The sequence below is a fragment of the Streptacidiphilus sp. PB12-B1b genome (genome assembly GCF_014084125.1).
Classification (GTDB): Bacteria; Actinomycetota; Actinomycetes; order Streptomycetales; family Streptomycetaceae; genus Streptacidiphilus.
In genome coordinates, this window is record NZ_CP048405.1 from 2,205,428 (window position 1) to 2,217,962 (window position 12,535).

Here is a 12,535-nt window from a genome sequence, read left to right on the forward strand (position 1 = left end):
AGCATCGACGCTTTGACTCATCCGCAGCAGGGACACGGTGAGTACCCACGGCGTCCCTCTCTGTACGCAATACTCGGATGACCCTCAAGCCTCGCCGATCGGCAGGGAGTTGCCGTGACACCACCCTTCGCCCTCCCCGCGAACCTCCTCGGCGACCCGGCGTTCATCGCCGCCTGCCAGGACCGGCGCATCGGTGACGTCTTCCAACTCCTCAAAAGCCGGGCAGGGATCTACCCTGCGCGCATCGCCAGACTCACCGGCTTCACCACCAGCCGCGTCACCGAATACCTGAGCGGCACCCGTGTCATCACCAACATCCAGGTCATCGAACGCGTGGCCGACGGTCTCCGGATTCCCGGGCATCTCCTCGGACTCGCCCGCCGCACCTGGGAAGCCGACCAAGGGCGGGAGGACCTCCCCGGCACCGCAATCAGCACCGAGACCTGGGAAATCCTGGACACCCTCACCCGCTCCACCGTCAGCCCCGACGTCCTGCTCCACCTCGAAGCCGCAGTCCTTCACAACGCCACCCTCTACCCCTCCACGCCTCCCGGCCGGCTCATCCCGGGGATGACCCGGCAACTCGCAAAGCTCCACCGACTGCTCGACCAACCCCAGGCCGTCACAGCCCGCCGCCGCTGCGTACAACTTCTCGGGGTCCTGTGCGGCCTCATGGGTCTCGCTTACCTGGACACCGGTGACACCGTGCAGTCGAGCGCCCTCATCCACCTCGGCCAGATCGCGGCCACCGAAGGCGAAGACGACGCTCTGACCGCATGGCTGCTGACCATGCAGAGCATCGGCCTGTTCGCCGCCCATCGCGTCGACCAGGCGAGCGAACTCCTCGTCCGGGCCGACCGTCTCGCCGAAGCCGCACCCCCCAGGCGCCGCGCCTGGGTCACCGCCAACCTCGCCCGCGCGCAGGCCGCCACCGGCAGACGCGACGCGGCCCTGCGCGCTCTCGACCGGTCCGCCGCCTTCCTCGCCGTTTCCGATGAGATCGGCGGCATCGACTTCTTCACCGGTGCCCGACTCGACGGGATCGCCGGTACGACCCGCTTCCTGATGGGCGACCACGACGCCGCCAGTGCCCTCCTGGAGACATCCCTCACGTGGCGCGACCAGGCCGACGCGAAGGGCCGCGCCCTGCTCACCTACGACCTCGCGGACTGCCGCGTCGGCACCGGTGACATCGACGAGGCGTGCAGACTCGGCCACCGGGCACTCGACATCGCTGCCGGAAGCGACGTACGGCCCACCATCATCCGAGCCCAGGCACTCCAGGCGTCCCTTCGGCCATGGAAGGCGCTGCCGCAGGTCATCCGGCTCGCGGGCCGCATGAGAGAGTCGCACCAGACCTTCCACCGAGAGGACTTCGCTGGTGCGCTGGATTAGCCATGGACGACACCTCGTGTACGGCAGCGACTACGTGAACGTGTGGCTGGACGATGTCGAGGTGCCGGGCCTGGGCCGGTTGCAGCACCACGTCCTCACCATGCCCCGGCCATCCACGACGTCCGTGGTCACCGACGAGCAGGGGCGCTTTCTGCTGCTGTGGCGGCACCGGTTCATCACCGACACCTGGGGCTGGGAGGTTCCGGCGGGCTGGGCAGACCCCGGCGAGGACCCTGCCGGGGCGATCGGCAGGGAGGTCGAGGAAGAGACAGGGTGGCGCCCGGGGAAGATCGTCCCCCTGATCGCCTACAACGCGCTGAGCGGCATCTCCACGATGCGGTTCAACAGCTTCCACGTGACGGACTGCGAGTACATCGGGCCGCCGAAGGACCGTAGCGAGTCCTCTCGCATCGAATGGATACCTGAAGCCGAGGTGGTCAGACTCATCGCGGCCGGACAGGTTGCGGACGGCCCCTCACTGACGGCGCTCTGCTACTTCCTTGGCCCCCACCGAACCGCAACCAACGCCTGAGCCCCCGCGCCTCGTACCGGTGCGGTACCACGCGGGTGTGGCGCTGATCGTGCACGTCGCGGACGTCTCGCGGCTCACGGCGCACCACGCCGATGTCCACCTGTCCTTCGAGGGGGTGCGGTTCACGATCACGACCCACGACGCGGGCGACCGGCTGACGATCGCCGACTTCAACCTTGCCGAGCGCATCGACGCGATCGCCGCCGGGCACGCCGCCTCCTGGGACGTCGCGGGGATCTGAGAAGCCGTGGCCTAGCGGGGCGTGGTTTCGGTGGTGAGCCAGCGGAGGTAGTCGGTGCTGGCTCGGGGGATGTCGGTGGAGATGATCTCCGGGGTGTCGTAGGTGTGGACGCGCTTGATCAGGGCTTCGAGGGCGTCGTACAGGGCGGCCGGGAGTTTGTAGACGACGCGCCACTCCTGGGTCTCCTGGACCGCGCCGTCCCACCAGTACACGGAGCGGATCGGGCCGTCGATCTGGGCGCATGCCGCAGCGCGGGCCTCGACGGCGGCGCGGGCCAGTTCGGCGGCGCCCTCGGCGGTGTCGGTGGTGGTCAGCACGGTGATGTACCCGGCCATGGAACCCTCCCTGGATCGGGCTGCGGCGGCGTACGGGAGCCTACCCGTTGTCCGCTGCGGTACCCGGGAGGGTGTTCCACGGCGTGGTGTCGGGGTGTGGCGAGTCAGGCGCGGGGCTGCTGCTGGGTGATGCAGTGGATGCCGCCGCCGTTGGCGAAGATCTCGCGGGCATCGACCAACTCGACCGTGCGGTCCGGGAAGTACTCTGCGAAGATCGCGGCGGCCTCCTGGTCGCGGGGGTCGTCGAAGGCGCAGAGGACGACCGCGCCGTTGCACAGGTAGTGGTTGATGTAGGAGTAGTCGACCGGCTCGCCGTCCTCCTCGAACAGGACGGTGGGGGCCGGGATTTCAACGACCTCCAGGAGCCGGCCGCGGGCGTCGGTGGAGGTGCGCAGCAGCGCGGCGATCTGCTGGGTGACCTCGTGGTCGGGGTGGGCCGGGTCGGTCTGGGTGTGGACGGCGACCACGCCGGGCCGCAGGAAGGCGGCGACGATGTCGATGTGGCCGCGGGTGCCGAAGCGCTGGTAGTCGCGGGTGAGGCCGCGCGGCACCCAGATCGCCTTGGTGGTGCCCAGGTGGGCGTGGATCTCGGCTTCGACCTGCTCCTTGGTCCAGTCGGAGTTGCGGCCCTCGCCGAGTTGCACGGTCTCGGTGAGCAGCACGGTGCCCTCGCCGTCCACGTGGATGCCGCCGCCCTCGTTGATCAGGCGGGAGGCGAAGCGGCGCACTCCGGCGAGGTTGGCGACCTCCTCGGCGATGTCCTGGTCGTACTCCCAACTGGCCCACTCCTGCGCGCCCCAGCCGTTGAACACCCAGTCGGCGGCGGCGACCTGGCCCTGGCCGTCGGTGAGGAAGGTAGGGCCGATGTCCCGCATCCAGGCGTCGTCCAACGGGCGTTCCACGATCTCGACCTGGTCGGAGAGGTAGCGCCGGACGTCGTCGGCCTCACCGTTGTTGGCGATCAGCGTGACCGGCTCGTAGCGGACGATGGTGTTGGCCACGGCGGCCCACGCCTCGCGGGCGGCGTGCAGCTCGTCCTCGCCGAAGGTCTCGTTGGCGGTGGGGAAGGCCATCCAGGTGCGGTCGTGCGGCTGCCACTCGGCGGGCATGCCGAAGCCCAGCTCGGCCGGGGTCTGATCGGTGGTCATGAGTAGCAATCCTTAAGGGAGTTCAGACAGAGAGTTCAGGCAGAGGTTCAGAGGAAGTAGAGACGGCTGAGGGAGACCGAGTCGGCGGGCTCGGAGCGCAGCGGCTCGCCGTCCAGGGAGACCAGTCCGGTGCGGGTGTCGACGTCCACTGCTCCGAGCCGGTGGTTGCGGATCATGTCGCGCGGGCCGATGGTGCGGGTGTTGCGGACGGCGACGCGGCGTCGGCGGGTGGGGAGCCGGTCGCCGTGGTCGAGGGCGGTCTGCGAGACGAAGGCCACCGAGATGTCGGCGGGGGTGGAGCCGTGGGCACCGAACTGTGGTCCCAGCACCAGGGGTTCGCAGCGGTCGGTGGAGGCGTTGGGGTCGCCGGTGACGCCGTAGGCGGGGAATCCGGCCTTGAGGACGAGCTGGGGCTTGGCGCCGAAGTGGTCGGTGCGCCACAGCACGATGTCGGCGAGCTTGCCGGGTTCGAGGGAGCCGATCTCGTGGGCGAGGCCGTGGGCGATGGCGGGGTTGATGGTGAGTTTGGCGATGTAGCGCAGGACGCGTTCGTTGTCGTCGCCGCCGCCGGTGTCGCCGTAGGAGCCGGTGCCGTCCAGCGGGCCGAGCTCGAGTTTCATCTTCCCGGCCATGGCCAGGGTGCGGCGGACGGTCTCGCCGGCCCGGCCCATGCCCTGGGCGTCGGAGGAGGTGATGGCGATGACGCCGAGGTCGTGCAGGATGTCCTCGGCGCCCATGGTGCCGGCCCGGATGCGGTCGCGGGCCATGGCGGCGTCGCCGGGCAGGTCGATCTTCAGGTCGTGGGCGGAGACGATCATGCCGAAGTGCTCGCCGAGGGCGTCCCGGCCGTAGGGCAGCGTGGGGTTGGTGGAGGAGCCGATGACGTTGGGGACGCCGGCCATCTTCATGACGTTGGGCACGTGCCCGCCGCCGCAGCCCTCGATGTGGAAGGCGTGGATGGTGCGTCCGGCCAGGACGGCGAGGGTGTCCTCGACCGAGAGGCACTCGTTCAGGCCGTCGGTGTGCAGGGCGACCTGGACGTCGTGCTCGTCGGCGACACGCAGGGCGGTGTCCAGGGCGCGGGTGTGGGCGCCCATGTCCTCGTGCACCTTGAAGCCGCAGGCGCCGCCCTCGGCCAGGGCCTCGACCAGCGGGGCGTCGTCGGAGGAGGAGCCGCGCGCCAGGAAGCCGATGTTGACCGGCCAGGCGTCGAAGGCGTTGAAGGCGTGCCGCAGCGCCCAGGGGGAGTTGACGCCGACGCCCCACACCGGGCCGAACTCCTGGCCGATGATGGTGGTGGTGCCGGACGCCAGCGACGCCTCCATGATCCGCGGCGACAGCAGGTGGACGTGGGTGTCGATGGCGCCGGCGGTGGCGATCATGCCCTCGCCGGAGACGATGGTGGTGCCGGTGCCGACGACCACGTCCACGCAGTCGAGGGTGTCGGGGTTGCCGGCGCGGCCGATGGAGCAGATCCGGCCTTCGCGGATGCCGATGCTGGTCTTGCGGATGCCCTGGACGGCGTCGATCACCAGGACGTTGGAGATGACCAGGTCGCAGGTGTCGCGGACGGCGGCGGCCTTGAGGTGCAGGCCGTCGCGGGCGGTCTTGCCGAAGCCGGCCAGGAACTCCTCGCCGGGCTGCTGGGAGTCGGACTCGACCCGGATGATCAGGCCGGTGTCGCCCAGCCGGACGCGGTCGCCGGTGCGGGGGCCGTGGACGGCGATGTAGTCGTGCGGGTCGATGCTGTCGGCGGGGACGGCGCCGGGGCGGCCGTGGCAGCCCTGTGCGTCGAAGCGGCTGGCGCTCACTGGTGGTCCTCCTCGGCGGCGGGCTGCGGGTCGAAGCTGGTGAGGTAGCCGGTGGCGCGGGCCTTGGCCAGCGCGGCCTCGCGGGCGCCGGGGGCGTCCAGCGGGCCGTCGACCAGCCCGGCGAAGCCCACGGCGACGCGCTCGCCGCCGACCGGCAGCAGCGCGACCTCCACCGTGGCACCGGGGTCGAAGCGGACGCTGGAGCCGGCCGGGACGGCCAGCCGCATGCCGTATGCGGCGGCCCGGTCGAACGCCAGCCGGGGGTTGGACTCGAAGAAGTGGAAGTGCGAGGTGACGGTAATCGGCACCGGCGAGGTGTTGCGCACCGGCAGCCGCGCCGCGGGCTCGGCGGGCTGGTAGCCCTCGCCCGGGCCGGGCAGGGCCGCGCCGGGGGCGTCCGGGCCGAGGGAGCCGGCGCCGCGGAAGGGGTCGTCGATGACGCACAGGCGGGTGCCGTCGTCGAAGACGGCTTCGACCTGGAGGGTGGTGACCACGTCGGGGACGCCGGGCAGGACGTCGTCGGCGGTCAGCACGGTGCGTCCGGCTTCGACGGCCTCGGCCAGGCGGCGGCCGTCGCGGGCGGCCTCGCAGACGGTGTCGGCGATCAGCGCGGTGGCCTCGGGGACGTTCAGGCGCACGCCCCGCGCGCGCCGGGCGCGGGCCAGCTCCGCCGCGGTGAAGATCAGCAGCCGGTCCCGCTCGGTCGGTGTCAGTCGCACGGTGCCTCGCCCTAGGATTTAGAACGTCGTTCAAACATGTGGATGCATTACACCCCCACCCGGCGGCGATGTCCAGCGTGACCCCGGACGGGCGCTGCCGCAGAGCAGACACGCCCGGGTGCGGGGGCGTCCCGGAGGGGGACGCCCGCGCACCCGGGCGTGTCTGCGGCGCAGCCCGGCGGGCGGCCGGTCAGGCCAGGACCGCCTGGCGGCGGGAGAACCAGGCCAGGGTGTCGGCGATGCCCTGCTCCAGGCTCAGCTCCGGCCGCCAGTCCAGCAGCCGGGCGGCCTTGTCGCTGCGGGTGAAGGCCCCCGCGTTGTCGCCCGGGCGCGGGCCGGCCTCCTCGGTGGGCAGTGGGGCGCCGGTCACCGTCTCGAACGCGGCCACCAGCTCACGCACCGTGGTGCCCTCGCCGGTGCCGAGGTTGATGACCTCGTAGCGGCCGGGGCCGTCGGCGGGCAGCGCCTCGTCGAAGTGCTGCAGCGCGGCGACATGGGCCCGGGCCAGGTCCCAGACGTGGACGTAGTCGCGGATGCCGCTGCCGTCGCGGGTCGGCCAGTCGGTGCCGGTGATCCGGAACGGCTCGCCGCTGCGCCGGGCCTCGATCAGCTTGCCCAGGGCGTGCGAGGGTGCGGCTGCCTGAAGCCCGGTGCGCAGCTGCGGGTCGGCGCCGATGGGGTTGAAGTAGCGCAGCGAGAGCACCCGCATGCCCTTGGCCTCGGCGGTGTCCTTGAAGACCAGCTCCATCAGCATCTTGGTGCGGGCGTACGGGCTGAGCGGGTCCAGCGCCGAGGACTCGTCCACGGTGAAGTCCTCGCCCGGGGTGTAGATCGAGGCGGAGGAGCTGAACAGCAGCCGGTCGCAGCCGTTGCGCTGGAGGTGCTCCAGCAGCGAGACGGTCTTGGCGACGTTCTCCCGGTAGTAGCGCAGCGGCTCGGCGACCGACTCGGGGACGACGATCAGGGCGGCGCAGTGGATGGCGGCGTCGATGTCGGGGTGCTCGGCGAAGATCCGGTCCAGCAGCGGCCCGTCGGCGATGTCGCCCTCGTAGAAGTCCCGGCCGCCGGTGAACTCGCGGCGGCCGGTCACCAGGTTGTCGAGGATGACTGGGGTGATCCCATGGTCCAGGCAGGCGGAGGCGACCGTGCTGCCGATGAACCCGGCCCCGCCGGTAATCAGTACCTTCATGTCAATCCCACCCCTTCGGACGCCCGGCGCCCCGGATGGCGCCGTCTGGGTTACTGACGTCCGGTTTGCCGAGATGGTTCCGTGACCTGCCCTTGGCCGTTCGGTGATGCCGGTGATCCGGTATCCGGACAGCGTCGGCATTGCCGTCCCGCACTTCATCCGACAGGATGAAGTGCGGAAGTGCGGATAAAACACACGTAGACCCGGACGCTGTCCCGGCAGCGCTGGACCGGGCCCGAGCGGCGGACACTGGCGGGAGCAGCATGGTTTCGGTACCCCAGCCGCCCCGGCCTGCACTGGGCGCGTCGGCGCTGGGCATGACCCCGCCGGGCGAGCCCGACCTGGACGGCGGCCCCGCCTCCTGGCTGGAACCGGCCATGGCCGCCAACGGCATCGGCACCTTCGACTGGGACATCCGCAACGACGTGATCGTCGGGGACGAGCGCGCCCGCACCATCATCGGCCTGGACAGCGACTACAGCGCGGGCTTCGACGCCCGGGCGTTCCTGGAGATGCTGCACCCCGACGACCGGGCCGTCGTCCGCCGCCGGGTGCAGCGCGCCGTGCAGGACCTGGGCCAGTGCGGCGCCTACTACCGGACGGTGGTGCACAGCGGCGGCCTGCGCGCGGTGCGCTTCCGCGGCCGGGTGCTGCCGGACGAGCAGGGGCTGCCCGCGCACCTGGTGGGCTTCGTCTGGGACGCCACGGTCGAGCTGAACAAGCGGCTGCGCGCCGACCACCTGGCCGTGCTCCGCGAGGAGCGCACCCGCTTCATCAAGGAGACCGCCCGCGCCCTGTCGGACGCGGTGAGCGTGCGCGACGTCGCCCGGGTCTTCACCGAGCTGCCGCTGCCGGGCATCCCGCCGGACGGGCTGGTGCTCGCGGTGCTGGAGAACGGCCGGATCCAGATCCAGCGCTCCACCGGCTACCGCGACGACGCCCGGGCCCCCGACCACCTGCCGATGGACGCCGACCACCCGGCCACGCTGGCGCTGCGCACTCGCACCCCGGTCTTCATCGGCAGCCCCGAGGAGTACCAGGAGCGGTTCCCGCAGGCCTGGCCGCAGGTCGAGCCGACCAACCGGGGCTCCTGGGTGTTCCTGCCGCTGGTCGCCAGCGGGCGGCCGCTCGGGGTCTGCGTGATCAGCTTCGACGAGGCCAGGGAGCTGGACGCGGAGGACCGCACGCTGCTCGGCACCCTCGGCGGCATGGTCGCGCAGTCCCTCGCCCGGGCCCGGCTGCACGACGCCGAGCACGAGCTGGCGGCCGGGCTGCAGCGGGTGCTGCTGCCGCGCCGGGTGCCGCCGCTGCCGGGCTTCACCAGCGCCGTCCGCTACCTCCCGGCCGGGACCGGGCTGCAGATCGGCGGTGACTGGTACGACGTGGTGCCGCTGCCCGGCGGGCACGTCGGCGTGGTCATCGGCGACGTCCAGGGCCACGACGTGCACGCGGCCGGGGTCATGGGCCAGCTGCGGATCGCCCTGCGCGCCTACGCCGCCGAGGGCCACCCCCCGGCCGCGGTGATGGCGCGCGCCTCACGCTTCCTCGCCGACCTGGACACCGGCCACTTCGCCACCTGCCTGTACGCCGAGGTCAACGTGGACTACGGCGCGGTGTACGCGGTCCGCGCCGGGCACCTGGACCCGCTGGTGCGCCGGGCCGACGGCAGCAGCGCGGTGCAGCCGGTGGCCGGTGGGCTGCCGCTGGGCATCGACCCCGAGGGTACCTACCCGGTCACCCGGTTCACCCTGGACCCGGGCGAACTGCTGCTGCTGTGCACCGACGGGCTGGTCGAGACCCGCTCGGTGGATCTGGACGTCGGCATGGAGCGGCTGCGCGAGGCCATCGGCGGCCCGTCGCCGCAGGGCCCGGGCGCGCTGGAGGAGTTGGCCGAGCGGATCGAGTCGGCGGCCGAGAGCCATGAGCGCGACGACGACATCGCGCTGCTGCTGCTGCGCTGGGACGGCCCGTCCGGCGAGCGTCCGCGGCAGCTGCGCCGGCGCGTCCCGCAGGCCGACCTGGCCCGGATCTCCGAGGTGCGCCGCGAACTGCGCGACGCGGTACGGCGCTGGGGCGTGGGGGAGTTGGCCGACACGGTGGAGCTGCTCACCTCGGAGCTGATCACCAACGCGCTGGTGCACACCGACCGGGACGCGCTGCTGACGGCCCGGCTGTTCCAGGAGAGCCAGACCGACAACCTCGGCCCGGCCCGGCTGCGGGTCGAGGTGGACGACGACTCCGACATGTGGCCCAAGCGCCGCACGCCCGGCGAACAGGCGTCCTCCGGGCGCGGGTTGATGCTGGTGGAGGCGCTGGCCGACGCCTGGGGGGTGGACCCGCGCGGGACCGGCAAACGGATGTGGTTCGAACTGGCGTGGTCCCCGGTCCCGGCCTGACGCCTCCGGCGGCCGACAGGGCGGGCCGGTGCGGGGCCGGGTCCGGGGACCACGGACGGACCGTCAGCCGTACAGGCGTTCCAGGTCCTTGAGCTTCTGCTCCAGCGAGTCCAGCCGGGGCAGGGTCAGCGTGTCGTCCTCGGCCGTCAGGTCGAAGGTCCTGGCTATGACGGGCTCCGCAGCGACCGGGGCGGGTACCGGCTCGCGCTCGCCCTGGGCCGCGGCCGGGGACGCAGCCGGGCCGGTGGTCGAGCCCGACGCCTGGCCGGAGGCCGGGTGCGGCAGTGCGGGCAGGGCCATCCGGCGGCTCTCGCTCCGGGACCAGCTCCGGCCGGGGCTGCTCAGCGCCCGCAGCTCGGCCCGCTCCTGGCGGGAGTCCCGGCGCTGCTTGTCCCGGTCGAGCATCCGCTGCCGCTTGTCCTCGCGGACCTCCTCGACCGCGTCGTCCAGCGTCCGGACGTTCTCCAGGAGCATCAACGACCAGGCGGCGAAGGTCTCCCGGGGGCGCGCAGCCAGCGCACGATCCGGATCTGCGGCAGCGGGCGCGGCACCAGGCCCTGTTCGCGCAGGGCCGCGCGGCGGGTCTGCTTCAGCGCGCGGTCGAACAGCACCGCGGCCGAGAGGGACATCCCGGCGAAGAACTGCGGGGCGCCGTTGTGGTCGATGCCGCGCGGCGCGTGCACCCAGTTGAACCAGGCCGACGCGGCGGCGAACAGCCAGACCAGGATGCGCGATCCGAGCGCGGCGTCACCGTGGCTGGCCTCGCGGACGGCCAGCACCGAGCAGAACATGGCCGCGCCGTCCAGGCCGAACGGCACCAGGTACTGCCAGCCGCCGCTCAGGTTGAGGTTCTCCACGCCGAAGCCGACCAGGCCGTGGAAGGAGAGCGCGGCGGCGACCGACGCACAGGCGAACAGCAGCACGTAGGAGGCGCTTCCGTAGAGAGCCTCCTTCTTGCGGCGGCGCTCCTCGCCACGCTCCCAGGAGTCGGTGCTGTCCCGCGCCGCCGAGCCGCGCGAGCGCAGCAGGGTCGCCACGCCGGCGACAGCGAGGACCGCCGCGACAGCGGTGATCCCCCACCCCAGCGTTATGTCGGAAAGTCTCATGAAACCGCCCCGCCTGATGTACCGCCAGTGAGTGCTCCCCTCGGCAGACGCCGAGGCGGAAACCATACTGGCTCAACTCCGCTGCTCGGGTGGGGCTTTTGCGGCGGAGTACACCAGGACGGGTGTATACACTCGGCGTATACATGGTGTGTACAGTTGCCCCATGTCACTCGGTCACACCATCCTTGGCCTGCTGGAACAGCAGCCCCGCCACGGCTACGACATCAAACGCGCCTACGATGAACAATTTGGTCACGATCGTGCGCTGCACTACGGACAGGTGTATGCAACCCTGTCCCGGCTGCTCAAGAACGGGCTCGTCGAGGTCGACGCCGTCGAGGCCGGAGAGGGCCCGGAGCGCAAGCGCTACGCCGTCACCGAAGCCGGAGTCACCGACGTCGAGCAGTGGTTGGGCCGCCCCGAGGCGCCCGAGCCCTACCTGCAGAGCACCCTCTACACCAAGGTGGTGCTCGCCCTGCTCACCCGCCGCCCGGCCGCCGACATCCTGGACGCCCAGCGCGGCGAACACCTGCGGCTGATGCGGGAGCTGACCCGGCGCAAGCTCGACGGCGACCTCGCCGACCAACTGGTCTGCGACCACGCCCTGTTCCACCTCGAGGCCGACCTGCGCTGGCTCGAACTCACCAGCGCCCGGCTGGACGAACTCGCCGCGGAGGTCCGCCGATGAGCGGCAGCAGCGAGCCCGCAGGCGGCGCCCTGGCTCGCGGTGGGTGGCGGGCTGCCGCCGCGCGGATGCCGAACCGCGCCCGGATCGTCACCGCCTATGCGCGGCCCGGCAGTTGCTCGGCCGCCGACTGGACCGGGACGCCGCCGAAGGCCCGCATCAGCCGCGACGCCTGAGCCCGCAGCAGCGCCGCCTCGGCGCTGGGCGAGACGTCCGCCAGCGAGGCCAGCGCCGGGGCCAGGCCGACGGCGAAGCCGTTCTGCTCGCGCAGCCGCAGCGACTCGGCGAAGCCGTGCCGGGCCCCGGCCAGGTTGCCGTCCTGCCGGGCGATGGACGCCAGCCGCCGCCAGGTGTCGGCCAGGAGCAGGTCGTCCTGGAGCTGTTCGGCCCCGGCGTGGGCGCGGCGGTAGGCGGTCCTGGCCGAGGCCGGGTCCTTCAGCAGGTTCTCGGCGACCAGGCCGCGCCGGAAGTCCAGCAGCGGGCGGCCCGGCGCGCCCGGCGGCAGCAGCGCGGAGGCCCGACCGAGGGCGGCCTGGGCCTCGTCCAGCCGGTCGTGCACGCCCAGCAGGGTGGCGCAGTACGCCAGGTGGCCACGGGCGCAGGCGGCGGCCGAGCGCTCCTCGTCGGTGTGCGCACCGGCCTCGGCGAGCCGCAGCGCACCCTCGGCGGCGGCCCAGCCGTCCCCGGTGAACAGCGCCTGCTCGATCAGGAGTTCGGCCCGGTCCAGGGCCGCGGCGGGGGAGTGCGCGGCGGCCGGCTCCAGCAGCGCCGCGGCGATCGACCAGCAGCCGCGCGAGCGGAGCAGCCAGACGGTGTCCGGGGCCGGTCCGGTGTCGGCGGGGGCCGGCCCGGCGCCCCGGCGGGCAGCGTCGTACGGGTCCTCGATCCGGGTACCTCGCTGGTCCGACAAGGACGGCTCCCCTCCGTGCTGCTGGCGGGTGGTGACGGAATTCCAACACGCGCCCGGGGAGCCGCGCC

Annotated in this window: 11 protein-coding genes and 1 pseudogene; 5 read left to right on the forward strand and 7 right to left on the reverse strand. The window is 72.3% G+C overall.

What is annotated here, in order from left to right; all coding sequences use genetic code 11:
• The first annotated feature begins 114 nt into the window (after positions 1 to 114).
• From GXW83_RS09965 to GXW83_RS09975, 3 genes are read left to right on the forward strand one after another with little or no spacing between them, the layout of a single operon-like run.
• Positions 115 to 1,395 carry a helix-turn-helix domain-containing protein gene (locus GXW83_RS09965; protein WP_182442716.1) on the forward strand — a complete coding sequence of 427 codons (1,281 nt, stop codon included), beginning with the start codon at positions 115 to 117 and terminating at the stop codon, positions 1,393 to 1,395.
• A 16-nt stretch (positions 1,396 to 1,411) separates the two neighbouring features.
• Positions 1,412 to 1,927 (forward strand): NUDIX hydrolase, encoded by a 516-nt coding sequence (locus GXW83_RS09970; RefSeq protein WP_182442717.1) that lies wholly within the window; start codon positions 1,412 to 1,414, stop codon positions 1,925 to 1,927.
• A 37-nt stretch (positions 1,928 to 1,964) separates the two neighbouring features.
• Positions 1,965 to 2,168 carry a 4a-hydroxytetrahydrobiopterin dehydratase gene (locus GXW83_RS09975; protein WP_370466628.1) on the forward strand — a complete coding sequence of 68 codons (204 nt, stop codon included), beginning with the start codon at positions 1,965 to 1,967 and terminating at the stop codon, positions 2,166 to 2,168.
• A gap of 11 nt (positions 2,169 to 2,179) precedes the next feature.
• On the opposite strand, the gene cutA is transcribed toward GXW83_RS09975, so the two are convergent.
• The 5 genes from cutA to galE all read right to left on the reverse strand — a co-directional run bounded on the left by cutA (position 2,180) and on the right by galE (position 7,370).
• Positions 2,180 to 2,503: a divalent-cation tolerance protein CutA gene (gene cutA / locus GXW83_RS09980; RefSeq protein WP_182442719.1), complete on the reverse strand. Its 324-nt coding sequence runs from the start codon at positions 2,501 to 2,503 to the stop codon at positions 2,180 to 2,182.
• Between the two features lie 104 nt (positions 2,504 to 2,607).
• A complete protein-coding gene (locus tag GXW83_RS09985) occupies positions 2,608 to 3,651 on the reverse strand; it encodes an agmatine/peptidylarginine deiminase (RefSeq protein ID WP_182442720.1) in 1,044 nt (347 codons plus the stop codon).
• A gap of 47 nt (positions 3,652 to 3,698) precedes the next feature.
• Positions 3,699 to 5,396 carry an urease subunit alpha gene (locus GXW83_RS09990; protein ID WP_182447205.1) on the reverse strand — a complete coding sequence of 566 codons (1,698 nt, stop codon included), beginning with the start codon at positions 5,394 to 5,396 and terminating at the stop codon, positions 3,699 to 3,701.
• A 62-nt stretch (positions 5,397 to 5,458) separates the two neighbouring features.
• Positions 5,459 to 6,181, reverse strand: coding sequence for an urease subunit gamma (locus GXW83_RS09995; protein ID WP_182442721.1), 723 nt, complete (start codon positions 6,179 to 6,181; stop codon positions 5,459 to 5,461).
• A 190-nt stretch (positions 6,182 to 6,371) separates the two neighbouring features.
• Positions 6,372 to 7,370, reverse strand: coding sequence for a UDP-glucose 4-epimerase GalE (galE, locus tag GXW83_RS10000; RefSeq protein ID WP_182442722.1), 999 nt, complete (start codon positions 7,368 to 7,370; stop codon positions 6,372 to 6,374).
• Between the two features lie 263 nt (positions 7,371 to 7,633).
• Between galE and GXW83_RS10005 the strand changes: the two genes are divergently transcribed.
• Entirely contained in the window at positions 7,634 to 9,766 is a 2,133-nt protein-coding gene (locus GXW83_RS10005; RefSeq protein ID WP_182442723.1) for a SpoIIE family protein phosphatase, read from the forward strand.
• 63 nt (positions 9,767 to 9,829) lie between these two features.
• On the opposite strand, the pseudogene GXW83_RS10010 reads toward GXW83_RS10005, so the two are convergent.
• Positions 9,830 to 10,872, reverse strand: a pseudogene (locus GXW83_RS10010) (DUF2637 domain-containing protein).
• Between the two features lie 163 nt (positions 10,873 to 11,035).
• On the opposite strand from GXW83_RS10010, the gene GXW83_RS10015 reads away from it, so the two are divergent.
• On the forward strand, positions 11,036 to 11,560 hold the full coding sequence (locus tag GXW83_RS10015; RefSeq protein WP_182442724.1) for a PadR family transcriptional regulator: 525 nt from the start codon (positions 11,036 to 11,038) through the stop codon (positions 11,558 to 11,560).
• A gap of 94 nt (positions 11,561 to 11,654) precedes the next feature.
• On the opposite strand, the gene GXW83_RS10020 is transcribed toward GXW83_RS10015, so the two are convergent.
• Positions 11,655 to 12,467, reverse strand: coding sequence for a hypothetical protein (locus GXW83_RS10020; protein WP_370466629.1), 813 nt, complete (start codon positions 12,465 to 12,467; stop codon positions 11,655 to 11,657).
• Between the last annotated feature and the right edge of the window lie 68 nt (positions 12,468 to 12,535).

Bases quoted from the DNA above. Each gene is read 5' to 3' on its own strand.
- cutA (WP_182442719.1), bottom strand. From the start codon at position 2,503: ATGGCCGGGTACATCACCGTGCTGACCACCACCGACACCGCCGAGGGC.
- GXW83_RS09985 (WP_182442720.1), bottom strand. From the start codon at position 3,651: ATGACCACCGATCAGACCCCGGCCGAGCTGGGCTTCGGCATGCCCGCC.
- galE (WP_182442722.1), bottom strand. From the start codon at position 7,370: ATGAAGGTACTGATTACCGGCGGGGCCGGGTTCATCGGCAGCACGGTC.
- GXW83_RS10005 (WP_182442723.1), top strand. From the start codon at position 7,634: ATGGTTTCGGTACCCCAGCCGCCCCGGCCTGCACTGGGCGCGTCGGCG.
- GXW83_RS10015 (WP_182442724.1), top strand. From the start codon at position 11,036: ATGTCACTCGGTCACACCATCCTTGGCCTGCTGGAACAGCAGCCCCGC.